Source organism: Streptomyces himastatinicus ATCC 53653, from assembly GCF_000158915.1.
GTDB lineage: Bacteria > Actinomycetota > Actinomycetes > Streptomycetales > Streptomycetaceae > Streptomyces > Streptomyces himastatinicus.
In genome coordinates, this window is the sequence record NZ_GG657754.1 from 1,624,985 (window position 1) to 1,647,803 (window position 22,819).

Genomic DNA, 22,819 nt, shown 5'->3' on the forward strand with positions numbered 1-22,819 from the left:
TCCCCCGTGACCCGGGCGCCGCCGTGGGCGTAGCGCGCCGCGTCGACGGCCTCGGCCAGCCGCGCGGGGTCGGAGTCGGAGGCGACGACTGTGGCCCCGGCCTCGGCGAGGCGGAGCAGCGTGGCGCGGCCCGCCGGGCCCGCCGCGCCGGCCACCGCCACCACGGCGCCGTCCAGCGGCGTCCCGCCGCCCGGCTCGTTGGGGCTCGGGCTCGACGTCGGTGTGGTCATGCTCGCTGTCTCCTCATCGTCGGTGCCGTGGTGCGGTCGTCGGTGCCGTGGGGTCGTCGGTGCCGTCGTGCGGTCCGCCGCGTTCCGGCTCACGCCGCCGCTCGTATGTCGTCGTCGCCCGCCGTGATGCCCTTGGTCGAGGCGACCACGTCCCGCAGCTTCTTGGCGAGCGCCTCGTAGAACATGCTCAGCGGAAACTCGTCGGGGAGCACGTCGTCGACCAGCTTGCGCGGCGGCTGGGTCAGGTCCAGCGCGTCGGGGCCCTTGGCCCAGACGGATCCGGGGTGCGGGGCGAGATAGGTCGACACCAGCTCGTACGCCTTGAACCAGTGGACGAGCTTGGGCCGGTCGATGCCGTCCCGGTACAGCTTCTCGATCTCACCGCACAGCTGGTTGGTGACCTGCGCGGCGCGCGACCAGTCGATGTGCAGGGTGTTGTCCGTCCAGCGTACGACGTCGTGCTGGTGGAGATAGGCGAACAGCAACTGGCCGCCGAGCCCGTCGTAGTTGCGGACCCGCTCGCCGGTGACGGGGAACCGGAACATCCGGTCGAAGATCACGGCGTACTGGACGTCACGGGCCTGGGCGAGCCCTTCCGCGTCGAGCTTCACGGCCTCCTTGAAGGCGGTGAGGTCGCAGCGCAGCTCCTCCAGTCCGTACATCCAGAACGGCTGGCGCTGCTTGATCATGAAGGGGTCGAACGGCAGGTCGCCATGGCTGTGGGTGCGGTCGTGGACCATGTCCCACAGGGCGAACGCCTCCTGGCAGCGCCGCTGGTCGGCGAGCATGTCCCGGATGTCGTCGGGGAGTTCGATGCCCAGCGCCCGGACGGCGGCCTCGCTGACCCGGCGGAAGCGGGCGGCCTCGCGGTCGCAGAAGATGCCGCCCCAGGAGAAGCGCTCGGGGGCCTCGCGCACGGCGATGGTCTCCGGGAAGAGCACCGCCGAGTTGGTGTCGTAGCCGGAGGTGAAGTCCTCGAAGGCGAGGCCGAGGTAGAGCGGGTTGTCGTAGCGGGTGCGCTCCAGCTCGGCCAGCCAGTCGGGCCAGACCATACGCAGGACGACCGCCTCCAGGTTGCGGTTCGGGTTGCCGTTCTGCGTGTACATGGGGAAGACGACGAGGTGCTGGAGTCCGTCGGCGCGCGTCTGGGCGGGCTGGAAGGCGAGCAGCGAGTCGAGGAAGTCGGGGACGCCGAAGCCGTCGTCGGCCCAGCGGCGCAGATCCCCGACGAGCGCGCGGTGGTACGCGGCGTCGTGCGGGAGCAGCGGGGCCAGCTCCTCGATGGCCGCGATCACCCTTTCGAGGGTGTCGCGGGCGCGGTGGCGCGGTGGCGCCCCCTCGGCGTCGAAGTCGATGGAACCGTCCTTGGACTGCCAGGGGCGAATCGTTTCTACAGCACCTTTGAGGGATGGCCAGGACGGGTGTTCGATCACACGCTCCGCAGGCAGAATGCCACCGTCCGCTATCACGGACGAAAGAATTTCCGTCATGACGACTCCTTCACCGTAGAACCTTCCGTATAGACACCGTATCCGTGGATGACCTCGCCGCTCAAGGCCAGGCAACGGAAATCGTCCTGCGTCACCACCGCCTCGCCGCCGTTTTTCCTGCCCCATCCGCCCCGGACCATGCCACGGCCGCGCTTGAGCGGTGCTGCCGGAGTCGGCCGTTAGGCTGAGCGCCGGTCCGGCGAGCCCGTGCCTCCACACAGTCGAAGAGCGACGAAAAGCCCGACAGAAGAGCGAGATCACGTTGACCTTTCTCACCATCGGACACCGCGGAGTGATGGGCGTCGAACCGGAGAACACCCTGCGCTCCTTCGTCCGGGCCGAGCACGAGGGCCTGGACGTCATCGAACTGGACCTGCACCTCAGCAAGGACGGCGCACTCGTCGTGATGCACGACGCCGAGGTCGACCGCACGACCGACGGCAAGGGCCCCATCAGCGACTTCACCCTCGCCGAGCTGCGCGGACTGGACGCCGGGGACGGCGAGCGGATCCCGGTCTTCGAGGAGGTCGTGGACGCGGTGAAGGCACCGCTCCAGGCCGAGATCAAGGACGTGGCCGCCGCGCGGGCCCTGGCCGATGTGCTGACCGGCCGCGATCTGCTCGGCCGGGTCGACGTGATCTCCTTCCACGACGAGGCCCTCGCCGAGATCCGCACCCTGCTGCCCAGCGCCCGTACCGCCCTGGTGGCCAGCCGCTACGGGCTCGACGCCATCGACCGGGCGCACGCCGTCGGCGCCGGGATGCTGGTGCTCAACATCCGCCGGCTCACCCTGGAGCTGGTGGAGCGCGCCCACGCCGCCGACCTCAAGGTCATCGGCTGGACGGTGAACACCCCGGACCATCTGAAGCTGGCCCGCGGGCTCGGCCTCGACGGCGGCACGACCGACTTCCCGGAGATCCGCCGGGCGGTGCGCTACACGGCGTGACCGCCGCCGTCGGCCTGATGTGGTTCAGCCCAGCGGCTTGACCAGCAGCTCGAACTCGAGGTCAGGGCGGCGCGGCACGCCGAAGCGCTCGTCGCCGTACGGGAAGGGCGCCATCCGTCCCGTACGGACGTAGCCGCGCCGCTCGTACCAGGCGATCAGCTCCTCGCGGGCGGTGATCACGGTCATGTGCATCTCACGGACCGCCCACTCGGCCACCGCGAACCGCTCGGCCTCGGCGAGGACCGTCTTCCCGAGCCCGCCGCCCTGGAGCCCCGGCCGCACGGCGAACATGCCGAAGTAGGCGTGTTCGCCGCGGCGCTCCAGCTGACAGCAGGCGATCAGCTCGCCGTCCCGCTCGACGATCATCATCCGGCCGTCCGCGCCCCGTACGACGGCCGTCACGCCCTCGGGATCGGTGCGCTGCCCGCCCAGGATGTCCGCCTCCGTCGTCCAGCCGGCCCGGCTCGCGTCCCCGCGGTACGCCGACTCGATCAGCGCGACCAGCGCCTCGACGTCGGCCTCGGTGGCCCCGCGGTAGGTGAGCGCGGCGGTGTTCGTGGCGGGGGTGTGCATGGCGGCGGTGTCCTCTCGGATGACGAGAAGAAGACCCTAGCCCCGTTTCGCCCGGGGCGGGGTGCGTAGGGTCGCGGACATGGTGCACGTACTGAGCAGCCGCACACTGCTGCGGCCTACGGACCCCGACCGCTCGCGGGCCTTCTACGGCGAGGCGCTGGGCCTGGCGGTCTACCGTGAGTTCGGGACCGGCCCCGAGCGCGGCACGGTCTACTTCCTGGGCGGTGGCTTCCTGGAGGTCTCCGGCCGCTCCGAGACCCCGCCCGCGCCCGGGCTCCAGCTGTGGCTCCAGGTCGCGGACGCCGAGGCGGCCTACGAGGAGCTGGCGGCCCGGGACGTGGAGATCCTGCGGCCGCCGAAGAAGGAGCCGTGGGGGCTGGTCGAGATGTGGATCGCCGACCCCGATGGCGTGCGCATCGCGGTCGTGGAGGTCCCCGAGGACCACCCCCTGCGCTACCGCCCCTGACGCGCCCCGCGGTGGCTGGGGCGCCCTCTAGGTCACGCCGAGCAGGCGCAGCCCGGCGGCGGTGACGGCCGCGGCCAGGACGACCACCAGGAACGGCGCCTTGCGCCAGGCGAGGACTCCGGCGACCACGACCCCGGCGGGGCGGGCGATCCCGGCGGGGCCGTGGCCCTCGGTGAGCGCCGTCGTCGCCGCGACTGCGGCCAGCAGGACGATGGCGGAGGTCTCCATCAGCTTCTCCGCCCGCGCCGGAAGCGTGATCCGGCTGCGCAGCAGCGGCCCGGCGAACCGGAGGGCGAACGTACCGGCCGCGAGCGCGAGGATCGCGGCGGCCAGCGTCAGGGAGCCGGGCACGGGCGCTCCTTCTCGGGGTCGTTCGTCTTGTCGGGGTCGTTCGTCCTGTGCGGTACGGCGGCGAGCGCCACCCCGGCCAGGGCGAGCAGGACGGGCACCCCGGCGGGCAGGAAGGGCGTAGTGGCCAGGGCGATGGCGGCGCCCACCGGGACCGCCAGCCGCTTGTCCCGGTCGCGCAGCGCGGGCAGGACCAGGGCCAGCAGGATGGCCGGGAACATCGCGTCGAGCCCGAACAGATCGGTGTCGTCGATGACCGTGCCGACCAGGCCCCCGGCCACCGCGCCCAGCGGCCAGCAGAGGAGCACGCCCAGGCCGCAGGCCCAGTAGGCGGCGCGCTGCCGCGCGATGCCGTCCTGGGCGAGCGCGAAGACGACGCTCTCGTCGTTCATCAGATGGCTGCCGAGGAGACGGCGGCGGCCGCGTCCGAGGACATCGGGCAGGGCCAGCCCGAACGGCAGATGGCGGGCGTTGACGACCAGCCCGGCCAGCACCGCCGCGATGGGGCTGCCACCCGCGGCGATGAGCCCGACGAACAGGAACTCCGACGCACCGGCGAGCACCAGCACGCTCAACGCCGCCGGAACCCACAACGGGAGACCTGACGCCACGGCGATCGCCCCGTACGACAGGCTGGTGACACCGACGGCGAGGCAGACGAGCGCGATGTCCCGCAGCAGCACACGATCGAGTGTTCTCCATATCGAATGCATGACGGATATAGTGAACACCGAAGGCTGCGTTCGTCAAACCGAACACACACCGTCTGGAGCGAACGGATGGCACAGGAAGTACCGGCGACGGCTTCGGCCGCTTCGGCCAAGGTTCCGATGGACTCGATCGCGGCCGTACTGCGACGCGAGCGCGGCCGGGCGGGGCTGTCGCTCACCGAGGTGGCCCGACGCGCCGGGGTCGCGAAGTCCACGCTCTCCCAGCTGGAGTCCGGCAACGGGAACCCGAGCCTGGAGACCCTGTGGGCGCTGTGCGTCACCCTGGACGTACCGCCCTCGCGGCTCCTCGACCCGCCGCGCCCCCGCGTCCAGGTGATCAGGGCCGACGAGGGGGTGACGCTCGCCTCCGCGCAGGCCGACTACCAGGCCGCCATGCTGTCCGCCAGCCCGCCGGGCGCACGCCGGGACATCTACCGCCTCAGCGCCGAACCGGGCGCGGTGCGCGCCTCCGACCCGCATATGCCCGGCGTGGTGGAGCACGTCCTGCTGGCCTCGGGCCGAGCCCGGGTCGGCCTCGCCGCCGAGCCAGTGGAACTGCGCCCCGGCGACTATGTCGCCTATCCGGGCGACCTGCCGCACCTCTTCGAGGCGCTCGAACCGTCGACGCGAGCCGTGCTCATCTCCGAGCACAACTGACCCACCGCGTCCACCGCGTATCCACGCGCTCCCTCGCTGCGCCCGTGCGCTCCCGTAGTCCGGTCCGCGCCCGGGCAGCCTCCCGGCATACGTCCGCAGACGTCCGCGGCGTTCCGGACCGGGAGGTGTGCCGTGCACGGACCTCCGCTGATCGGCTGGCTGCTGGTCGCGCTGTGCGCCGCCACCGGCACGTACTGCCTGCTCCAGACGCGCGGCGAGCCACCGGGACCGGGCCGCCGGGTCGCGCGCGCCGAGGCGCTCATGGGGTGGGGGATGGCGGCGATGGCCGTACCGTCCGCCGTCCTGGACCCTCGGCCGTGGGGCCCGCTCGCCTTCGCGGCGGTGTTCGGCGTCGCGGCGGTACGGGCGGTGGGGCACCACCATCTGCACCACGCCATAGGGGCGTTGGCCATGGCGTACATGGCGTTCGCGATGATGACGGGCCGCCCGGGTGCCCCGGGCGGCCACGGCCATGACGCCTCCATGGCGGCGGGCGGTGACATGGCATCGAACGCCACGGCGGGCGGCATACCGGTGCTCACCGGCGCGCTCCTCGCCTACTTCGCGGTCTACGCGGTGCGATCCGGGTTGCGGCTGCTGCCGATGACGGACGGCGCGGTGACGGCCGCGGGCGCGGGCGCGCCGTACGTCGGCTGGTCGCGGCGGCCGGAACTGCGGCATGCGTGCAGGCTCACGATGGCGATAGGGATGTTCGTGATGCTGCTGACGCTCTGAGCACGCCTGATTCGCCGAGCGCGCCCGCCGGGGCGTACGCCGGGTGACGGCGCCCGCCCGTCGGGCACGCCGGGTGATGCCGCCCGGGCAAACCGTGGCGTACGTCACTTCGCCCGCGCGGACATACCCGGGCCGACCGCCCCGACCATAGGGTGACGGCCATGATGGTCCCGCTCGCGCTGATGGGCCTCGGCGCACTGGTGGCGGCAATGGCGCCGCGCCTGATGTCCCGTTCCACATGGGTCGACCGCGAACCCGTACTCGCACTGTGGGTATGGCAATGCGTCGTCGTAGGAGTGCTGCTGTGCTGCGCGCTCACCATGGCACTCACCGCCGCGGCGGCCTCGGAGGCCGTCCGCGGGAACGTCTTCGCGCCCGCGCCCAACGGCGTCGTGGAGGCGTACGCGCTGTCCGGCTACGGCCCCTGGGCGGCACCCGTCGCCCTCGCCCTGGCCTTCGGCGCCGTGTGGTCCGCGCTGATGCTCACCCGCGAGATCGGCCGCGCCCGCGCCTGGCGCAGGCAGCACCGCGCCGAACTCCTCGTCCGCTCCCCCGTCTTGCCCGGCGAGGAGCCCGCCGGGGAGCGGCTCGTGGTCCTGGAGGGCGACAAGCCCGACGCCTGGTGGCTGCCGGGCACCACGCCCCAGCTCGTCATCACGACCGCGGCCCTGCGCCGCCTCAAGGGACGTCGGCTGGATGCCGTCATCGCCCATGAGCAGGGCCACGCGCGCGCCCGCCACCACTGGCTGCTGCACTGCGCCGGTGCGCTGGCCGGGGGCTTTCCGCAGGTACCGGTGTTCGCGGCGTTCCAGGACGAGGTGCACCGGCTGGTCGAGCTGGCCGCCGACGACTCCGCGTCACGGCGGTTCGGGCGGACGACGACCGCGCTGGCACTCGTGGAACTCAACGAGGACCGGGGCGTGTTCGGCCCCTGCCCCAGCGGACTCGCGCAGGTCCCCCAGCGGGTGGACCGCCTCCTGGCCCCCGCGGCGCGCTTCTCCCCCGTACGCCGCCTCCAACTCACCGCCGCGGCCGCGCTGGTCCCCGTCGTCCCCCTGCTGGTGACCCTGGTCCCGGCGCTGCGGGTGCTGGGCTGAGGCACTGCCGGTGCCGGTGCCGGGCTGAGGCGCTGCGGGTGCCGGACTGAACGCTCGCGGGTGCTCGGGCTGAGCGCCGCCCTCGCCCGCGGGACGGCTCCCACCTGCGTGCTGGCCCCGCGCACCCGGCGTCGGCGATCATCGACCCATGCAGCCGCAGACCCGCCCCCCGCACGCCCTCCGCATCGCCGCGGTGCTCAGCGTCCTCTCCCTCGTGCTGCTCGCTCTCGTCGCCGCCCGCTGGGGGCCGCTGACGGGCGCGGACCGGGACGTCGTCGTCCCGCTGCACCGCATCGCGCTCGACCACCCCGGCTGGACCCAGACCAACAGAGTGCTGACGGACTGGATCTGGGACCCGTGGACGATGCGCGCCATGACGGCCGTGATCGTCCTCTGGCTGCTGCTGCGCCGCGAGCGGACACCCGCCCTGTGGGTCGTCGCCACGGCCGCCGCCGGTACCGCCCTCCAGCAGGGCGTGAAGGCGCTCCTCGACCGCCCCCGCCCCCACTGGGCGAACCCGGTGGACTCGGCGCACTACGCGGCCTTCCCCTCCGGCCACGCCCTCACCGCGACCGTCACCTTCGGACTGCTGCTGTGGATGCTGAAGCTGTACGGCGCCCCCGCCCCCTGGCAGCGCCTGGCCACCGCCGTGGCCGCCGTCTCCGTGCTCGGCGTCGGATTCACCCGGCTGTACCTGGGCGTCCACTGGCCCACCGACATCCTCGGCGGCTGGCTGCTGGGCGCCGCGCTGGTCGCCTGGGCGGTCGCCACCTACCCCGTTATCCACAGGGCCGAGCGGAAATCCTCCTCTGATGGGAGAGTTCGTCCATGAGCAATCTCGATCTGCGGCCCACGGCGACCGTATGCGGCGGCCGCGCCGACGTCACCGCGCGGCCGGTGCGCGAGCTGCTGACCTCCAAGCAGGTCCCGCTGGGCGAATCCACCGTGGTGCGCCGCCTGCTGCCGAATCTGGGCCGGCGCATGATCGGCGCATGGTGCTTCGTCGATCACTACGGCCCGGATGACATCGCCGACGAGCCGGGCATGCAGATCCCTCCGCACCCCCATATGGGACTCCAGACGGTGAGCTGGCTCCACGACGGCGAGGTGCTGCACCGCGACAGCCTCGGCAGCCTCCAGACGCTGCGCCCCGGCGAGTTGGGGCTGATGACCTCGGGCCGGGCCATAGCGCACTCCGAGGAGTCCCCCCGCGCCCACGCCCCGCTCCTGCACGGCGCCCAGCTATGGGTGGCCCTCCCCGACGGCGACCGCCACACGGCCCCCGCCTGGGAGCACCACGCCGACCTGCCGCAGATCACCGGCGGCGGTCTGCGCGCCACCGTGATCCTCGGCGACCTCGACGGCGCGGCCTCTCCCGGCACCACCTTCACTCCCCTGATGGGCGCCGACATCACCCTGTCGGCAGGCACCGACACCCGCCTGCCGGTGCACCCCGACTACGAATACGCGGCCCTCACCATGTCCGGCGAAGCCGAGGTCGACGGCGTCCGCCTGACCCCCGGCTCACTCCTCTACCTGGGCTGCGGCCGCAGCGAGCTTCCCCTGCGGGCGGATGTGGACAGCGCGTTCATGCTGCTGGGCGGAGAGCCGTTCGAGGAGAAGATCGTGATGTGGTGGAACTTCATCGGCCGCTCCCACGACGACATCACCCAGGCCCGAGAGGACTGGGCGGCGGGCCGCCGCTTCGGCGAGGTCCACGGCTATGACGGCCCTCCACTGCCCGCTCCCGAACTCCCCCCAGTGCCGCTGAAACCGCGCGGGCGCATGCGCTGACCTGCACTTTCATTGAAGGCGAGCTGCGCCTGGAACATTCCGATCCGCAGCCGTAGGGAGAGGTGGCCGAGCAGTGCGGCCAGCAGCGCATCTTCCGCGGGGCCGCTTCGGCGGCGTCCGTCACCGCGGCGCAGCGTGCATTCTGTGCGATCCAACAGGTGCATTGGTGCACTCGTATGCACATAATGAAAGTACGGTGCCCCGGCACCCCTCCTCCGCGGCGACGTACCTGGAAGGTGAGCCCTACGTGAATGCCCATGAGCACCCCCACCCCCCTGCGACGGCTCATGCCCCCGGGCACCAGCACGGCCACAAGCATGACCACGGACACGATCACGGGCATGGGCACGGCCACGACCACGATCACGGACACCACCAAAGCCGCTGGTCACAGTGGAAGTACCAGATCACTCACATAGTGAAGCCGCACTCGCACGAAGCGGCGGACAAGGTCGACTCCGCGATGGAGTCCTCGGCCGAGGGCATGCGCGCCCTGTGGCTCTCCCTCGCCATCCTGGGCGCCACCGCGATGATCCAAACGGTCGTCGTCGTCCTCTCCGGGTCGGTGGCACTGCTCGGCGACACCATCCACAACTTCGCGGACGCGATGACCGCGCTGCCGCTCGGAGTGGCGTTCGTCCTCGGCCGACGGGCGGCGAACCGCAAGTTCACCTACGGATACGGCCGCGCCGAGGACCTGGCCGGCATCGTCATCGTCCTCACCATCGCCGCTTCCGCGGCCGTGGCGGCCTATCAGGCCATCGAGCGGCTGGTGAACCCGCGCGACATCTCCCATCTGGGCATCGTCGCCATCGCGGCGGTCGTCGGGTTCATCGGCAATGAGTGGGTGGCCCGCTACCGCATCGGCGTAGGACGCAAGATCGGTTCGGCCGCGCTGGTCGCCGACGGCCTGCACGCCCGCACCGACGGATTCACCTCGCTGGCCGTGCTGGCGGGCGCCGGTGGTGCCGCGCTCGGCTGGCGGCTGGCCGATCCCATCGTCGGCCTGCTCATCACGGGAGCGATCCTGCTCGTCCTCAAGGACGCGGCACGTGAGGTCTTCCGCCGCCTCATGGACTCCGTCGACCCGGCCCTCATCGACACGGGCGAGGAAGCGGTGCGCGGTGTGCCCGGGGTCCTTGAGGTGACGGAGCTGCGGATGCGGTGGATCGGGCACAAGCTGCGTGCCGAGGCCACGGTCGAGGTGGACGGCGACCTGAGCGTGCAGGAGTCGCATGCCGTGGCGGTCGAGGTCGAGCATGCGCTGATGCACGCCGTGCCACGGCTGACCGCCGCCATGGTGCACACCGACCCGGCCCTCGGCCCGGACGCGGACGACCCGCATCTCAAGCTGGTGCGCCATATGACCTGAGCCCGTGCCCGGTCCCGGCCGGAGCGGCCGGGACCGGCTCGGCCCCCGAACATCCAGCGGCCCTGCTGAAGGCGTCGTTGTTGCAGTCGGAGGAGGGCCGGTTCTTCTCCATTCCGGGCAGCGCGACCCAGTCCCGCAGCCTGGACCACGGATGCCGCACCGCTGTTGGGCGTCCCGGCCCGGCACCGAGCCCGCCGTCGGCGAGGCGGTGGGCGTATGACCGCGCCCGCGGCGGCGGAATGCGCGCCTCACCCCACGGCGCGGCCCCCGCTCGTCACCGTCGAGGACCTGGTCAAGCACTTCCCGCTGAAGGGCGGGGCGTTCGGCCGCAAGCAACGCGTCCACTCCGTCGAACACATCTCGTTCACCATCGCGCCCGGCGAGGTGCTGGGACTGGTGGGCGAGTCGGGCTGCGGCAAGAGCACCCTGGCCAGGGCCATGCTCGGGCTGACGCCGATCGACTCCGGACGGGTGCTGTTCGACGGGATCGACGTCGCCGGTACCAAGGGCCGTGGCCGCAAGGCCCTGCGCCGTTCGATGCAACGGGTCTTCCAGGATCCGTTCGCCGCGCTGGACCCCCGGATGCGCCGGGGCACCAGCCTCGACGCACCGCTGGCCCAGCACTGCCTCGGCCCCCGGGAGGAGCGTCACGAGCGCATCCTCCAGGTACTCGGCCAAGTGGGGCTCGACGCCTCGTTCCTCGACCGGCGCCCCGGCGAATGCTCCGGCGGCCAGCTCCAACGCGTCGTCGTGGCACGTGCCCTGCTGCTCCGCCCCCGCCTGCTGATCTGCGACGAGCCCACCTCGGCCCTCGACGCCTCGGTGCACGTCGTCCGCCACGTCTGCGACCGGGTCGCGGTCATGTACCTCGGAGAGAGCGTCGAGGTCGCCTCCCGGGAGGACCTGTTCGAACGCCCCGCGCATCCCTATACCCAGGCTCTGCTGACGGCCTCACTGCCGGAGGCGCCCGGCGCCGAGACCGGCCTCGGTGCCCCGCGCGGTGAGCCGCCCAGCCCGGTGGACCCACCCTCCGGATGCCGCTTCCACCCACGCTGCCCCAAGGCCCGCGACCGGTGCCGTGCCGAGGCGCCCGCGCTGGACGCCATCCCGCCGGGGCGCACCGTCGCGTGCCACTACCCGAGCGCGTAACGCACCGTAACGACGAAGAGAGCGTTCCGACGACGACAGCCGAGTTATGCAGTGGCAGCCATGACCGAGCCGAAGATCATCGCTGTCCGCCACGGTGCGTGACGGCCCTCCCTACCTCAGTCATGGGGCGGGGCTCCGGAAACCATGTGATCGGCATGGTTGACGGCCTCGGTGACCAAGCGGCGCAGGTGGCCGTCGTGCAGTGAGTAGACCGAGCGACGGCCCTCTTTGCGGACGTCGACCAGCCCGGCGAGCCGCAGCTTGGCCAGGTGCTGGCTCACCGCCGGGCGGGCCGCCCCGCTCGCTTCCGTGAGCGTGTTCACGTCGGCCTCGCCTCGGGCGAGGGACCAGACCAGATGCAGCCGGGTCGGGTCGGAGAGCAAGGAGAAGACATTGGCAGCCGTGGCGAACTGCGCCGCGCCGCTGGGATGCGTATGCGTTTTCGTCGCAGTTGGGAATTCATCGCTCACCGACATGCACCTATCCTAGAGCGCGCCCCCGCGAGGCGGCGGCCGGAGTTTCCGGCTATCGGCGTTTACTTGGTGCGCTGCGAGGCTGCACCGCTCGCTGCACGATACGCCCGCGATGTCGGCCGTCCACGCCGGTGTCGCCGTGTTCATGGCGGTCCTGCCCCACCGTGCGGACGCGGTGTGCTGGTCGCCGACACGGTGCGTGACCGTGGTGACGGACGCGGGGAGGCCGACGTTCAAGACGCCGCAGACCTACGACGGCAAGCGCACCGGCCGGTGGGCTGGGAGGGGATCGTGGTCGCCGACCTCGACGGGATTCCTCTGGCGGTCCGTGACCGGGAAGCGTGGAGGCCGCCGGGGTGGCGTACGACGAGGCGGAGGCGTTCCTGTCTGTCCGCAGTGCGGGAGGGGCGTTCCCTGCGCGTCCGTCGGAGATGACGAGCGTTCCCGGGACGGGCAACGCTGGGGCCGTCGGTGCGGACACCCACGACGACATCACCCAGGCCCGAGAGGACCCGGCGGCGGGCCGCCGCTTCGGCACCGTCCACGGCTACGACGGCCCTCCGTTCAAACCACGGGGACGCAGACGCTGACCTGTACTTTCACCGAAAGGCGACCCGCGCCCTCATGAGCTGCTGGCCGCTTCACACCGTGGGCGGCGCAGCTCAGCCGCGTACGCGGGAGGCTCGCAGCGCGCCGTATTGAAGCGACGCGAAGCCCGCGACCACGGCGGCCTGGAGCGGTATCCACACGGCCCCGGCGGTGGACGGCGACAGCCACAGCGCGAGCGCCGCGATGCTGAGCACGGCCCACGCCACGTTCGCCTCCACGACACCCCGCACCGCGAGGACCGGCGGGTGCTCCCGGGACGCGAGGAAGCCGACGCCCGCCGCGTACACCAGCAGGAAGGCTCCCGCGCAGACGAGCAGCACCCGGTCGACGCCGAGCAGGCCACCGAGGGGCCCGGAAGCGGCCAGGTAGGCAAGGCCGTTGGCACCGGTGACGGCGGCATCGAGGGCCAGGAAGCGGCGCAGCCAGAGGCGAGCGGCGTGGGCATCAGCGGGTGCGGTACCGCCCAAGTGCGTTGCGGACATGGCAATCAACCTCCGTCAAGGGAATGGGCGCTGGTCACGACCGGGCCCCGAGCCGGAGTACGCCGGCTCGGGAACCCGATGGCCCTCACCTTGCCGCCGCCCGCGCGGACGGTCGATTACCCCGCGGGTAAGGGGGTGGCCTGCTGGAGGGCGAAGTTGCCGCGGACCTCAGCTCGCCGCGCGCACCTTGTCCTCGTTACCCGTGGCCGCGAGCCCGGAGAGCAGGGATGTCGAGCACGAGCTCAATCGGACGGCGTGACCGAGGACCACATGCCGAACCACTGCTCGGCGCCGTAGGCCTCGTACCGCTCTACCTCGGTGAACCCCAGCTTGGCCGCGAGGCGCATGGTACGCCTCGGCGGCGTATCCGTATCGCCATGCCTCCGGCAGGAACAGGTAGCCGAGTTCGGCCTTCCCGGCAGCCTGCCGAAGGTGGTGCCCCTGGCATCGCGCGCTCGAGTTCATCACGCGGTCGAGGGCCACCGAGGTAGGTGCCCACCTCTGGCGAGGCCAGCAGCTCGATGACCGCCGCACGGTCCCGGGCCTCGGGCTCACGGAGCACGAGCCTCTCGGTCCTGATCGGGGCAGGCGGCCAGGCGACAGGGCCGAGGTCGGTCATGCCGTCAGCCAATCAGCAGCCTCGGCAGCGATCAAGACTCGTGGGATCGACCATCTAGGCTGGCGCGGTGACTGATGAGCAGGAGCGGGTGCAGCCGTCGGGCGTGTGGGCCACGGCGGTGGGGGTGGCCAGGGTGCGGGCGCTGGAGACCGAGCGGGAGAACGCGCTGTTCCGTGACCCGCTGGCACAGGCCTTCGCCACCGCCGGCGGCCTGTGGCCCTCCTCGCCGCCGCTGCCGGATGACGAGGCCGCGCGACGCCGTCGGCTGGCCGTGTCGTTCTCCATCGTCATCAGGACGAAGTTCCTCGACGACCTGTTGCAGCAGGCCTCCGCGTCCGGGGTCCGGCAGGTCGTGCTGCTCGGCGCCGGCATGGACAGCCGGGCCTTCCGGATGGACTGGCCCGAGGGCACCCGGCTGTTCGAGGTCGACACCGCCGCGCCACTGGACTTCAAGGCTTCGGTGCTGCGCCAGGAGCGGGCCGTCGCACGCTGCGAGCGGACCACCGTCGCGGTGGATCTGCGTGAGGACTGGCCAGGCGCGCTGGCCGCCGCGGGGCACGACCCGGCCGTGCCGACCGCGTGGATCGCCGAAGGACTGCTGATCTATCTGCCCGAGGAGGCGGTGGAGCTACTGCTGGCCCGGATCAGCGCGCAGTCGGCGGCAGGCAGTCGGCTGGGGCTGACATTGGGCTCGCGCGGCGTGCTCGAGCGCTTCGGCGCGGACGCCGCGCCGGGATCGGCGGCGTCCATGTGGGTCTCGGAGATGCCCGACGACCCGGTGGGCTGGCTGGCCGGGCACGGCTGGGAGGCCGACAGCCACACCCTGCGCGAGCGCGCTGCCGCCTACGGCCGCCCGATCAGCACCCCGCCGCAGCGCGAGGAGCGGCCCGGCGGACTGATCTCGGCGGTCCGCCGGTAGAGCCGCCTCCCGGTTCCGTAGAGTTCGTCGTGGTGTCGTTGCGGGTGCGGAGGTTCGTCTGCGAGGAGGAATCCTGCGAGCGCATGAGCTTCGCCGAGCAAGTACCCGCTCTCACCCGCGGGTTCGGGCGGCGGACCGAGCGGCTGCGGTCGACGCTGGTGTCGGTCGGTCTTGAGCGCCGCGTGGTCGGCGTGGACTCCTCGAAGGAAACCGGTGCTCCCAGGACTTCCGCATGTTCGGGGAGTCCTGGGAGAACGTCGTGGAGCGCGGCCTGTATGTGTGGGTGGGCGAGTTCGGGTCCGTCGACACCGGCGCCCCGGGGGCCGACGCGATGCGCTATCAGCTGTCAACTGCTACCGGCCGACCGTACGCGAACCCGGACGCTGCGGTGCCCCGGGCGCGATCGGCGCGGCAGACCTGTTGCGGGCCAGCATGATCGCGGGCACCGCGGCGAGGACGAAGAGCGCTCCCGCCATCGCGACGTAGACGTACACGCCGGTCGCCGTGCTCACCGGGGCACCGTCGGCAAAGGTGTCGGGAATGAGGGTCGCTTTGAGCACCTCGCCCCCGGCGATGTTGAAGACGACCGAGCCGAGGGCGAGCACGACCGACACCAGACCGGCGATCGTGCCCTGCCGCTCGGGCGCTTCGAGGCTGGTCGCCAGGTTGTAGCCGGAGGCGCCGATCGCGCCGGCGGCCATGCCGAGCAGGGCGCCGCAAGCGATCGCCAGCGGGAGCGCTGATACGCCCGCCAGCATCGCGAAGGTCGCCACTATCCCGAGGGCGATGCCGCCGAGTAGGGGCAGTGCGGGACCGAACCGCCCCGCGATCCATCCGGCGCACGTGCCGCCGATGACGATGCCGAGGTTGGGCGTGGCGAGCAGCACTGCGACCGCCTCTCCGTCGCCCAGCCCGTAACCGAGCCCCAGGTCGGCGGGCACCTGGGCGATGATGCCCGTCAGTTGCAGCATGCTCCGGAAGGAGCCTGCTGCCAGTACGAGGGCCAGCAGCGTCAGCAGGATCGGGCGGCTGAGGGCCCGGATGTCGATGATGGGTTCGTCGACCCGCAGCGCGAGGGACGCCCAACCGGCCAACGCGGCGGCACCGGCCGCCAGTAGCGCGATCATCCCCCCGGACAGCCATCCGAAGTCGCTCCCGAGGCTGGTGTAGGCGAGCACCGCGCCGAGGCCGCCGCCGAGCAGGAGCGCCCCGCTCACGTCGATCCGGCCGGTAGTGCGGATCGGTGACTCCGGGATGAAGGAACGCACGCAGAGCGCGGCCACCGCGGCGAGCAGCGCCGCCACGATGAACACACTCCGGTAGCCGAACACATCGATGACCGGCTGCATCAGGAACGGCTCGATGATGCCGACGACCGACGAACCGGACGTCACGAGCCCGACCAAGGCCATCGCCACACCCGGGGTGCAGATCTGGCGTGCGAGGGCCACCGTGAGGAAGACCGCGGCGAAGGCGGCGCCTTGGAGGAAGCGCCCCACCAGGAAAATCCAGACGTTGGGGGCAACGAGGCAGACCAGCGCTCCCGCGCACGCGAGGAGCAGCGTGCCGATGAGCATCCGGCGCTTGCCGAAGATGTCGGAACTCTTCGCGAGCAGCGGCGACCAGATGGCCCCGGCCAGCATCGCGCTTGCGTTCAGCCACGCGGCCTGGTCGGTGTCGAAATGCTCCAGTAACTGGGGCAGGACCATCATGGGCGAGCCGATGACCACGTCCGCCAGGACGTTGGCGAGGGTGAGAACGGCCGCCCAGAGGATGAGCCGCTTGCTCCAGCGGTGCTCTTGGGCGTGGGGGGCGGGTTTTTCCAGCGTGTCTTTCACTGTGCATTCTCTCCAGCGCGTTGAGGGTAAGGGACCTGGCACCGGGTTCAGGGCGCGCCGGGGCCGGTGGCTTGCAGCGCCTTGTTACGGGCGGCAATGGCATCCCAGGTGGTCGGCAGCATGCGGTCGCGACCGCTGTAGACGCGGTCCTGGGCGAATGTGACGTAGGGGCGCTGCCGGGCCTCGTACCGTGCGAAGGCGGCGGTGTGGTCATTGCCGCACCGCTGAAGCTCTTCGGCGAGAAAGCGGGCGCCGGTGAGCGCGAGTGAGGTGCCCCGGCCGGACAGGAAGGCCGGGCAGTACCCGGCGTCCCCGACGAGGGCGACGCGGCCGCGGTGCCAGGACGGCAGGTGGATCTGGCTCGCGGAGGTGAAGAAGAAAGCAGGATCGGCGAGGGCCGCATCGAGCAACTCCGGGATCCGCCACGACCGGTGGCCCGCGAAGGCGTCGATGAGGATCTTCTTCTGGGCGTCCAGGTCGTGGTGGTCGTAGTCGATCGGTTCCGAGCGGAACTGGAAGACCGCGACGGCCTTGCCGTTGTACCGGAAGAGGCCCGCCATCCGGCTGGGGACGTTGTATATCGAGTTGGCGCCCTCGGATCGCGCCTCGTCGGGGTGGTCGGCGAGGGCGAAGTAGACACCGAGGTGCCGGAGGTAGTCCTTCTCCGGCCCGAACACCAGTCTTCGTACCGCGGAGTGCTGGCCGTCGGCACCGAGCACCAGGTCGTACCGCCCGGTGCGGCCCGATGCGAAACGCACGTCGACGCCTCCGCCGTCGATGCCGCCGTCGTCGCCGTCGTCGCCGTCGTCGGTCAGTGTCTCGATCGAGTCGTCGAAGCGGATCGCCGCGGTGTCCGGGAGCGCGTCGGCGAGGATGCGCACGAGATCCTCGCGGAGGAGTTCGATGTCGTCGTCGGAGTCGCTGACCTCCGCCATCGGGATCCGGGCCACCGGCTCGCCCTCGCTGTCGACGAACTGGGTGAGTTCGGACATCCGGACCCGTTGCTTCTGGATCTTCGCGAGCAGTCCCATCCTGTCCACGGCCTCGATCGCGTCACCGCGGATGTCGATGGGTGTGCCGGTGAGCCGGAGGTGACGGCCGTACTCGACAACGGTGACGTCGTGGCCGCGGGTGCCGAGCTCACGTGCTAAGGCGAGCCCGGCGATACCGGCGCCGGAGACAAGGATGTTCACGTGTGCGCTCCAGGTTTCGCTGAGGTGGGTGTGCGATCGGATCGGCCGCCGCTCGCCGGTCAGGCAGGCGAAGCGGCAGAGCGGTGCGGTCGGCGGGCAGGCCGCTGCCGCGGCAATCCAACCGTTAAAGAAACAAGCTGTCGCTTTTAGCGAGCTTACTCAGCACCGGCTTGCACCGCAACGCCGCACCTGGCGACAATCGGCACCCGAGCAGAGACAGGAGGTGAGCGCGGCGATGGCCAATGGGACCGACCGGCAGCCCGCACGGCGCCCAGGTGGCCGCAACGCGCGGGTGAGAGCGCAGATCCTCGCCGCGACCGTCGAGCTCGTGGCGCGCGACGGCATCGCGGGCTTCCGCTACGAGGAGGTCGCCGAGTTCGCCGGCGTGCACAAGACCAGCGTCTACCGCAACTGGCCCGACCGCGAGGAGCTGGTGGTCGAGGCCCTGCTGCGCTACGCCGAGGATCTCGCCTCGGTCGCCGACACCGGCGACATCCACCGGGACCTGGTGGACTTCCTGCTGGCGCTCGCCGGTGGCATGGAAACGCCGTTCGGCCGGACGCTCGAACAGGCCATCCAGCCCGCCCGCCAAAGCGCCACCGTCGAGGCGCTGACCAAGATCCTCGACCAGCGCGTGGCCGCCATGCAGCGACGGGTGGACACCGCCGTCGAACGGGGCGAACTCCCCCCGGTCGACAGCTCCTTCCTCGGCGAGATGATCTCCGGCCCGGTGCACCTCATCGTCAACCGCGGCATGCGCCCGTTCACCCGCGCGGACGCGGAGCGCATCGTCGGCGTGGTGCTCGCCGGCATCCGGGCCACGGCACCGCACGCCTGACGGCTCACGGTGTCCAGCTGCCCACCTACGCACAGGGCCTGAACCGACATCGAGGGCGTGTGGTCGACGGTCGGGCTTGTGCCGAGATGAGGACGTCCACCGCCTCGGGGGCGACGTCCCACCGGGGTACGGGGGTGAGCCGCCCGGCCAGCCCGGTGACGGCGTCGACGGCTACACCATCGCTAGGCGGCGCGGTCTACGGCTGCTCGGTGGGTTGCTGGGCGGTCTCGGGTGCGCCCGCGCTGACCAGTCCTGTTTCGTAGGCGGCGATGACGGCCTGGACGCGGTCGCGGAGGCCGAGTTTGGCGAGGATGCGGGCGACGTGGGTTTTGACGGTCGCCTCGGCCAGGTAGAGGCGGGTGGCGAGTTCGGCGTTGCTCAGGCCTCGGGCCAGCAGGCCGAGGACCTCCAGTTCGCGCGGGGTGAGCGAGGCGAGGTCGCGGTGGAGGGTGGCGGTATCGCTGCCGCGCTGGGTGAACCGCTGCACGAGGCGGCGGGTGATGGCGGGGGCGAGGAGGGCGTCGCCGGTGCGGACCGTGCGGACGGCCGCGGTGAGTTGTTCGGGGGTGACGTCCTTGAGGAGGAAGCCGCTGGCCCCGGCGGACAGGGCCGCGTAGACGTACCGGTCGAGGTCGAAGGTGGTCAGGATGATGACGCGGGGCGCGTTGGCGGCGGGGGCGCCGGTGAGGATGCGGCGGGTGGCCTCCAGGCCGTCCATCTCGGGCATCCGGATGTCCATCAGGACCACGTCGGGACGGGTGCGGCGGACCGCTTCGACCGCTTCGGTTCCGTTGGTCGCCTCGGCGACGACGTCGATGCCGTCGGCGCCGAGGATCATCCGGAATCCGGTGCGGACCAGGGTCTGGTCGTCGGCGAGGAGCACGCGCGGCGGCTCGGTCACGGTGTCTCCAAGGGGATCAGGGCCTCCACGCGGTAGCCGCCGGTCAGGCGGTCGCCGGTGGTCAGGGTTCCGTCGTGGACGGCGAGGCGTTCGCGCAGGCCGATCAGGCCCCGGCCGCTTCCGGTGCCCGTGCCCGGGTGGCCGCCGGTGTCGGTGACTTCCACCCGGAGCCGCTGCGGGCCGTATTCGACGGTCACGGCGGCGGTGGCGCCGGAGGCGTGCTTCACGGTGTTGGTCAGGGCTTCCTGGACCACGCGGTAGGCGGCGAGTTCGAGGCCGGGCGGGAGGGGGCGGGGCGCGCCGGTCACGGTCAGGTCGACGGGCAGTCCGGTGTCCCGGACCCGCCCGACCAGCGTTTCCAGTTGGTCCAGGCCGGGTTGCGGGGCCAGGTCGGTACCGCTGTCCGTCCCCTCGTTCTCGTCGGCCATGGTGAGCAGTCCCATGACGTGGCGCAGTTCGGTCATGGCCGCCCGTCCGCCCGCCTCGACGGCGAGCAGCGCCTCACCGGCCTGCTCGGGGGAGGTTTTCATGATCTTGCGGGCGGCGCCCGCCTGGATGATCATCACGCTGACGTTGTGCGTGACGACGTCGTGCAGTTCGCGGGCGATCCTGGCCCGCTCGTGCTCGACGGCGCGGCGCAGCGCCTCGGCCTGTTCGCGTTCCAGGGCGGAGAGCCGGGTGCGGCCCTCGTCGGTGCGGAGTTTCCAGGTCCGCAGGCCGACGGCGGCCACGGCCATCGGGACCAGGATCAGCAGGGCGATGTATTCGTTGGGGACGATCGGTGTCACCGAGTTCCCCGAGGTGCCGACCAGGACGACCGACACCGGCAGCGCCGCCAGGGTCGCCACCCGGTACGGGCTGTACACGGCGGCGCTGTAGACGGCGATGACGAACGCGTAGAAGGTCAGCCGCATGACGCTCTGCGGTGTCGCCAGGGTCGCGGCCGTCACGACGCACAGCACGGCGAGCGGGTAGCGGCGGCGCAGCGCCAGGGCGCCCGAGGCGATGACCGCGAGGGTCACCATGAGGGCCAGGCCGCCGGGGCCGGTCGGGCGCGCCACGACGGCCTCCACGCCGGGTGCGATCTCACGCAGCACGACGTTGTCGACGTTGTCGATGCCGTAGTAGACGGTGGCGATTCCGAGTGCCAGCGCCACCAGCGCATCGAACTGCCAGGCGCGCCGGGTGGGCCGCAGCGGTGGACCGCTCGGGAGCCCGGCGTCGCGGACCGTCCGGCGGGCGGCTTCCCGCAGCCGCACCAGCGTCGTACGTACGTCCATCACCGGGTCCGTCACCGGTTCATTGTCGCCGCCGCGGCGGCCCCGCGGCGTCCGTCCCGGAGGTCGTTCCCACCGCACCGGGTACATCACCCGCCTACATCGCAAGGATGACGTTTCCGGGGCTCATCCCAGTGCGGTACCGCAAGGGGTTCGGGCGGGCGACGCGTGCGGGCCGGGTCCGCTCCTAGCGTTCACGCAGCCAAGTTCCCGTACCCAAGGAGCCTTTCATGACCATGCCGGTGATCGAATTGCGTGAGGTGAGCCGCCGCTACGACGACGGCCCGCCCGCTCTGTACGGGGCGTCGCTGACCGTGCGGCGCGGCGAGGCCGTCGCGATCCTCGGCCCTTCCGGCAGCGGCAAGTCCACGCTGCTCAATCTGATCGCGGGTCTGGACCGGCCCGATTCGGGGACCGTCACCGTGGACGGGTTGCGGGTGGACCGGCTGAGCGAGGCCGGACTGGCGCTCTACCGGCGGTCGAAGATCGGCATGGTCTTCCAGTTCTTCAACCTGCTCGACGATCTGACCGTCGCCGACAATGTCGCCCTGCCCGCGCGCCTCGCGGGTATGGCACGTGGCGTGGCGGACCGCCGGGCGGCGGTACTCCTGGAACTGCTGGGCATTGACCGGCATGCCCGCGCCTACCCGGGGCGACTGTCCGGCGGCGAGCGGCAACGCGTCGCGGTAGCCCGGGCGTTGATGAACCGGCCGCCGCTGCTCCTGGCCGACGAGCCGACCGGGGCCCTGGACACGGCCGCCGGACAGGACGTCAGCAGGCTGCTCACTGACCTCAACGCCGAGGGCCAGACCATCGTCGTGGTCACCCACGACCTGGCTCTGGCCCGGTCCTGCACGAACCGTACGGTCCGGATCGCCGACGGCCGGATCACCGAAGACGTCGTCCGGTCGCAGGCCGTCGGATCGGAGGCCGTCCGATGAGCGCGCTCGGGAAGGTGGTGCGCTCGGGGGTGGGCCGACGCCGGGTGCAGACGCTGGTGATCGGGCTCGCCACGATGATGGCGGTGGCCGCCTCCGTACTCGGCGGATCGCTGCTCGTGGTGTCCGGCGCGCCCTTCGACGATGCCTTCGCGGGGCAGCACGGCGCGCATCTGTCCGTGCAGTTCGACGCGGGCAAGGCGAGTGCCGGGCAGCTGTCGAAGTCCAGGGTCGCCGAAGGGGTGAGCGCGGCGGCCGGGCCGTTCCGTACGGCGACGGTCACCCCGCGATCGGACGGGGCGGGCCCCGGCGCCCCCGGGGCCGGGCCGATGACCGTGGTCGGCCGGGGCGATCCCGGCCGGGACGTGGACGAGGTGGCGCTGCTCGACGGGCGGTGGCCCACGCGCTCCGGCGAGGTCGTGCTGTCCGCAAACTCCTCGCTCTTCCCGGCCATGGGCATGAAGCTCGCCTTCCCCCATCTGCCCGGCCGTCCGACGCTGACGGTGGTCGGTGTGGCCCGCTCGGTCACGCGGACCGCCGACGCCTGGGTGGTTCCGTCCCAGATGGCGGCGCTCACCGCGCCCGGCAGCGGCGGCTACCAGATGCTCTACCGCTTCACCGACGCGGGCACCGCCGCGCAGATCACCGCGGGCGGCAAGGCCGTGACGCGATCCCTGCCGCCGGGAGCGGCCGTCGGCGAACAGTCCTGGCTCACCGTCAAGAAGAGCGCCGAGCGCGACACCGCCGTCTACGTCCCGTTCCTCATCGCGTTCGGCGCCCTGGGCCTGGTCATGTCGGTGCTCATCGTCGGCAACGTCGTCGCGTCGGCCGTGGGCACAGGAACGCGCCGCATCGGCATCCTCAAGGCCGTCGGCTTCACCCCGGCCCAGGTCGTACGGGCCTACGTGGTCCAGGCGCTGATCCCGGCCGCCGCCGGCACGGCCCTCGGTGTCCTCGCCGGGCACCTGCTCGCCGTCCCTGTACTGGCCGAGGCCGGGGAGGTGTACGGCACCTCGTCCCTGAGCATCGCCCCCTGGGTCGACCTGGCGGTGATCGCCGGGGTGCTCGGCCTGGTGGCGGTGACCGCGTGGGCGAGTGCCTGGCGGGCCGGTCGGCTGCGTACGGTCGACGCGCTCGCCGTCGGGCGTACCGCTTCGGCAGGGCG

The 22,819-nt window shown here is 71.8% G+C and carries 24 protein-coding genes and 2 pseudogenes; 14 read left to right on the forward strand and 12 right to left on the reverse strand.

Annotated elements, in window-relative coordinates:
- A pseudogene (locus SSOG_RS55700) lies at positions 1 to 230 on the reverse strand (short-chain dehydrogenase); the annotation flags it as partial.
- 89 nt (positions 231 to 319) lie between these two features.
- Complete coding sequence (locus SSOG_RS06235) at positions 320 to 1,720, reverse strand: DUF6421 family protein (RefSeq protein WP_009713362.1); 1,401 nt, start codon at positions 1,718 to 1,720, stop codon at positions 320 to 322.
- Positions 1,721 to 1,982: 262 nt separating this feature from the next.
- Here SSOG_RS06235 and SSOG_RS06240 point away from each other — a divergent pair, with 262 nt between their 5' ends.
- Entirely contained in the window at positions 1,983 to 2,666 is a 684-nt protein-coding gene (locus SSOG_RS06240; RefSeq protein ID WP_009713363.1) for a glycerophosphodiester phosphodiesterase, read from the forward strand.
- A 24-nt stretch (positions 2,667 to 2,690) separates the two neighbouring features.
- Here the strand turns inward: SSOG_RS06240 and SSOG_RS06245 are convergent, their stop codons facing one another.
- Positions 2,691 to 3,239 carry a GNAT family N-acetyltransferase gene (locus SSOG_RS06245; protein WP_009713364.1) on the reverse strand — a complete coding sequence of 183 codons (549 nt, stop codon included), beginning with the start codon at positions 3,237 to 3,239 and terminating at the stop codon, positions 2,691 to 2,693.
- Between the two features lie 79 nt (positions 3,240 to 3,318).
- On the opposite strand from SSOG_RS06245, the gene SSOG_RS06250 reads away from it, so the two are divergent.
- Entirely contained in the window at positions 3,319 to 3,705 is a 387-nt protein-coding gene (locus tag SSOG_RS06250) for a VOC family protein (protein WP_009713365.1), read from the forward strand.
- Positions 3,706 to 3,732: 27 nt separating this feature from the next.
- Here SSOG_RS06250 and SSOG_RS50250 read toward each other — a convergent pair whose 3' ends face one another.
- Together SSOG_RS50250 and SSOG_RS06260 are read right to left on the reverse strand one after the other, a co-directional pair.
- Complete coding sequence (locus tag SSOG_RS50250) at positions 3,733 to 4,056, reverse strand: AzlD domain-containing protein (RefSeq protein ID WP_009713366.1); 324 nt, start codon at positions 4,054 to 4,056, stop codon at positions 3,733 to 3,735.
- Positions 4,041 to 4,766, reverse strand: coding sequence for an AzlC family ABC transporter permease (locus SSOG_RS06260; RefSeq protein ID WP_009713367.1), 726 nt, complete (start codon positions 4,764 to 4,766; stop codon positions 4,041 to 4,043). The genes SSOG_RS50250 and SSOG_RS06260 overlap by 16 nt, the downstream gene beginning before the upstream one ends.
- Before the next feature lie 66 nt (positions 4,767 to 4,832).
- On the opposite strand from SSOG_RS06260, the gene SSOG_RS06265 reads away from it, so the two are divergent.
- The 7 genes from SSOG_RS06265 to SSOG_RS06295 all read left to right on the forward strand — a co-directional run bounded on the left by SSOG_RS06265 (position 4,833) and on the right by SSOG_RS06295 (position 11,567).
- Positions 4,833 to 5,420, forward strand: a complete 588-nt coding sequence (locus SSOG_RS06265) for a helix-turn-helix domain-containing protein (RefSeq protein WP_009713368.1) — start codon at positions 4,833 to 4,835, stop codon at positions 5,418 to 5,420.
- A 132-nt stretch (positions 5,421 to 5,552) separates the two neighbouring features.
- Positions 5,553 to 6,155 carry a DUF5134 domain-containing protein gene (locus SSOG_RS06270; RefSeq protein ID WP_009713369.1) on the forward strand — a complete coding sequence of 201 codons (603 nt, stop codon included), beginning with the start codon at positions 5,553 to 5,555 and terminating at the stop codon, positions 6,153 to 6,155.
- A 161-nt stretch (positions 6,156 to 6,316) separates the two neighbouring features.
- A complete protein-coding gene (locus SSOG_RS06275) occupies positions 6,317 to 7,252 on the forward strand; it encodes a M56 family metallopeptidase (RefSeq protein WP_009713370.1) in 936 nt (311 codons plus the stop codon).
- Between the two features lie 148 nt (positions 7,253 to 7,400).
- Positions 7,401 to 8,084, forward strand: coding sequence for a phosphatase PAP2 family protein (locus tag SSOG_RS06280; RefSeq protein ID WP_009713371.1), 684 nt, complete (start codon positions 7,401 to 7,403; stop codon positions 8,082 to 8,084).
- Positions 8,081 to 9,046 (forward strand): pirin family protein, encoded by a 966-nt coding sequence (locus SSOG_RS06285; protein WP_009713372.1) that lies wholly within the window; start codon positions 8,081 to 8,083, stop codon positions 9,044 to 9,046. The genes SSOG_RS06280 and SSOG_RS06285 overlap by 4 nt, the downstream gene beginning before the upstream one ends.
- 415 nt (positions 9,047 to 9,461) lie before the next feature.
- Positions 9,462 to 10,418 (forward strand): cation diffusion facilitator family transporter, encoded by a 957-nt coding sequence (locus tag SSOG_RS06290; protein WP_342634412.1) that lies wholly within the window; start codon positions 9,462 to 9,464, stop codon positions 10,416 to 10,418.
- 216 nt (positions 10,419 to 10,634) lie between these two features.
- Complete coding sequence (locus tag SSOG_RS06295; RefSeq protein WP_039936707.1) at positions 10,635 to 11,567, forward strand: oligopeptide/dipeptide ABC transporter ATP-binding protein; 933 nt, start codon at positions 10,635 to 10,637, stop codon at positions 11,565 to 11,567.
- Between the two features lie 116 nt (positions 11,568 to 11,683).
- Here the strand turns inward: SSOG_RS06295 and SSOG_RS06300 are convergent, their stop codons facing one another.
- Complete coding sequence (locus SSOG_RS06300) at positions 11,684 to 12,043, reverse strand: ArsR/SmtB family transcription factor (protein ID WP_009713375.1); 360 nt, start codon at positions 12,041 to 12,043, stop codon at positions 11,684 to 11,686.
- Positions 12,044 to 12,471: 428 nt separating this feature from the next.
- Here SSOG_RS06300 and SSOG_RS50885 point away from each other — a divergent pair, with 428 nt between their 5' ends.
- Entirely contained in the window at positions 12,472 to 12,630 is a 159-nt protein-coding gene (locus SSOG_RS50885; RefSeq protein WP_208867332.1) for a hypothetical protein, read from the forward strand.
- Positions 12,631 to 12,702: 72 nt separating this feature from the next.
- Here the strand turns inward: SSOG_RS50885 and SSOG_RS06310 are convergent, their stop codons facing one another.
- A complete protein-coding gene (locus SSOG_RS06310) occupies positions 12,703 to 13,131 on the reverse strand; it encodes a hypothetical protein (protein ID WP_009713377.1) in 429 nt (142 codons plus the stop codon).
- Positions 13,132 to 13,373: 242 nt separating this feature from the next.
- A pseudogene (locus SSOG_RS54745) lies at positions 13,374 to 13,750 on the reverse strand (GNAT family N-acetyltransferase).
- 67 nt (positions 13,751 to 13,817) lie between these two features.
- On the opposite strand from SSOG_RS54745, the gene SSOG_RS06315 reads away from it, so the two are divergent.
- Positions 13,818 to 14,669 carry a class I SAM-dependent methyltransferase gene (locus tag SSOG_RS06315; protein ID WP_009713379.1) on the forward strand — a complete coding sequence of 284 codons (852 nt, stop codon included), beginning with the start codon at positions 13,818 to 13,820 and terminating at the stop codon, positions 14,667 to 14,669.
- A gap of 353 nt (positions 14,670 to 15,022) precedes the next feature.
- On the opposite strand, the gene SSOG_RS06320 is transcribed toward SSOG_RS06315, so the two are convergent.
- Together SSOG_RS06320 and SSOG_RS06325 are read right to left on the reverse strand one after the other, a co-directional pair.
- Positions 15,023 to 16,507, reverse strand: coding sequence for an MFS transporter (locus SSOG_RS06320; protein ID WP_078510254.1), 1,485 nt, complete (start codon positions 16,505 to 16,507; stop codon positions 15,023 to 15,025).
- 47 nt (positions 16,508 to 16,554) lie between these two features.
- The gene (locus SSOG_RS06325; RefSeq protein WP_039936709.1) at positions 16,555 to 17,700 is read right to left on the reverse strand and encodes an FAD-dependent monooxygenase; all 1,146 of its coding nucleotides are present in this window, start codon (positions 17,698 to 17,700) and stop codon (positions 16,555 to 16,557) included.
- A gap of 28 nt (positions 17,701 to 17,728) precedes the next feature.
- Here SSOG_RS06325 and SSOG_RS06330 point away from each other — a divergent pair, with 28 nt between their 5' ends.
- On the forward strand, positions 17,729 to 18,538 hold the full coding sequence (locus SSOG_RS06330) for a TetR/AcrR family transcriptional regulator (protein WP_245606231.1): 810 nt from the start codon (positions 17,729 to 17,731) through the stop codon (positions 18,536 to 18,538).
- Positions 18,539 to 18,734: 196 nt separating this feature from the next.
- Here the strand turns inward: SSOG_RS06330 and SSOG_RS06335 are convergent, their stop codons facing one another.
- Positions 18,735 to 19,439 (reverse strand): response regulator, encoded by a 705-nt coding sequence (locus SSOG_RS06335; protein WP_039936711.1) that lies wholly within the window; start codon positions 19,437 to 19,439, stop codon positions 18,735 to 18,737.
- Positions 19,436 to 20,719, reverse strand: coding sequence for a sensor histidine kinase (locus SSOG_RS06340; RefSeq protein ID WP_208867504.1), 1,284 nt, complete (start codon positions 20,717 to 20,719; stop codon positions 19,436 to 19,438). The genes SSOG_RS06335 and SSOG_RS06340 overlap by 4 nt, the downstream gene beginning before the upstream one ends.
- 227 nt (positions 20,720 to 20,946) lie before the next feature.
- Here SSOG_RS06340 and SSOG_RS06345 point away from each other — a divergent pair, with 227 nt between their 5' ends.
- Positions 20,947 to 21,657, forward strand: a complete 711-nt coding sequence (locus SSOG_RS06345) for an ABC transporter ATP-binding protein (RefSeq protein WP_009713386.1) — start codon at positions 20,947 to 20,949, stop codon at positions 21,655 to 21,657.
- A partial coding sequence (locus tag SSOG_RS06350; protein ID WP_154686085.1) for an ABC transporter permease occupies positions 21,654 to 22,819 on the forward strand: 1,166 nt, incomplete at its 3' end. The genes SSOG_RS06345 and SSOG_RS06350, both read left to right, overlap by 4 nt.

What these genes read in the sequence shown, in the direction of transcription:
- SSOG_RS06235 (WP_009713362.1), bottom strand. Translation starts at nt 1,720, where the DNA reads ATGACGGAAATTCTTTCGTCCGTGATAGCGGACGGTGGCATTCTGCCT.
- SSOG_RS06245 (WP_009713364.1), bottom strand. Translation starts at nt 3,239, where the DNA reads ATGCACACCCCCGCCACGAACACCGCCGCGCTCACCTACCGCGGGGCC.
- SSOG_RS06250 (WP_009713365.1), top strand. Translation starts at nt 3,319, where the DNA reads ATGGTGCACGTACTGAGCAGCCGCACACTGCTGCGGCCTACGGACCCC.
- SSOG_RS06260 (WP_009713367.1), bottom strand. Translation starts at nt 4,766, where the DNA reads ATGCATTCGATATGGAGAACACTCGATCGTGTGCTGCTGCGGGACATC.
- SSOG_RS06265 (WP_009713368.1), top strand. Translation starts at nt 4,833, where the DNA reads ATGGCACAGGAAGTACCGGCGACGGCTTCGGCCGCTTCGGCCAAGGTT.
- SSOG_RS06275 (WP_009713370.1), top strand. Translation starts at nt 6,317, where the DNA reads ATGATGGTCCCGCTCGCGCTGATGGGCCTCGGCGCACTGGTGGCGGCA.
- SSOG_RS06280 (WP_009713371.1), top strand. Translation starts at nt 7,401, where the DNA reads ATGCAGCCGCAGACCCGCCCCCCGCACGCCCTCCGCATCGCCGCGGTG.
- SSOG_RS06285 (WP_009713372.1), top strand. Translation starts at nt 8,081, where the DNA reads ATGAGCAATCTCGATCTGCGGCCCACGGCGACCGTATGCGGCGGCCGC.
- SSOG_RS06295 (WP_039936707.1), top strand. Translation starts at nt 10,635, where the DNA reads ATGACCGCGCCCGCGGCGGCGGAATGCGCGCCTCACCCCACGGCGCGG.
- SSOG_RS06300 (WP_009713375.1), bottom strand. Translation starts at nt 12,043, where the DNA reads ATGTCGGTGAGCGATGAATTCCCAACTGCGACGAAAACGCATACGCAT.
- SSOG_RS50885 (WP_208867332.1), top strand. Translation starts at nt 12,472, where the DNA reads ATGACGAGCGTTCCCGGGACGGGCAACGCTGGGGCCGTCGGTGCGGAC.
- SSOG_RS06310 (WP_009713377.1), bottom strand. Translation starts at nt 13,131, where the DNA reads ATGTCCGCAACGCACTTGGGCGGTACCGCACCCGCTGATGCCCACGCC.
- SSOG_RS06340 (WP_208867504.1), bottom strand. Translation starts at nt 20,719, where the DNA reads ATGGACGTACGTACGACGCTGGTGCGGCTGCGGGAAGCCGCCCGCCGG.
- SSOG_RS06345 (WP_009713386.1), top strand. Translation starts at nt 20,947, where the DNA reads ATGACCATGCCGGTGATCGAATTGCGTGAGGTGAGCCGCCGCTACGAC.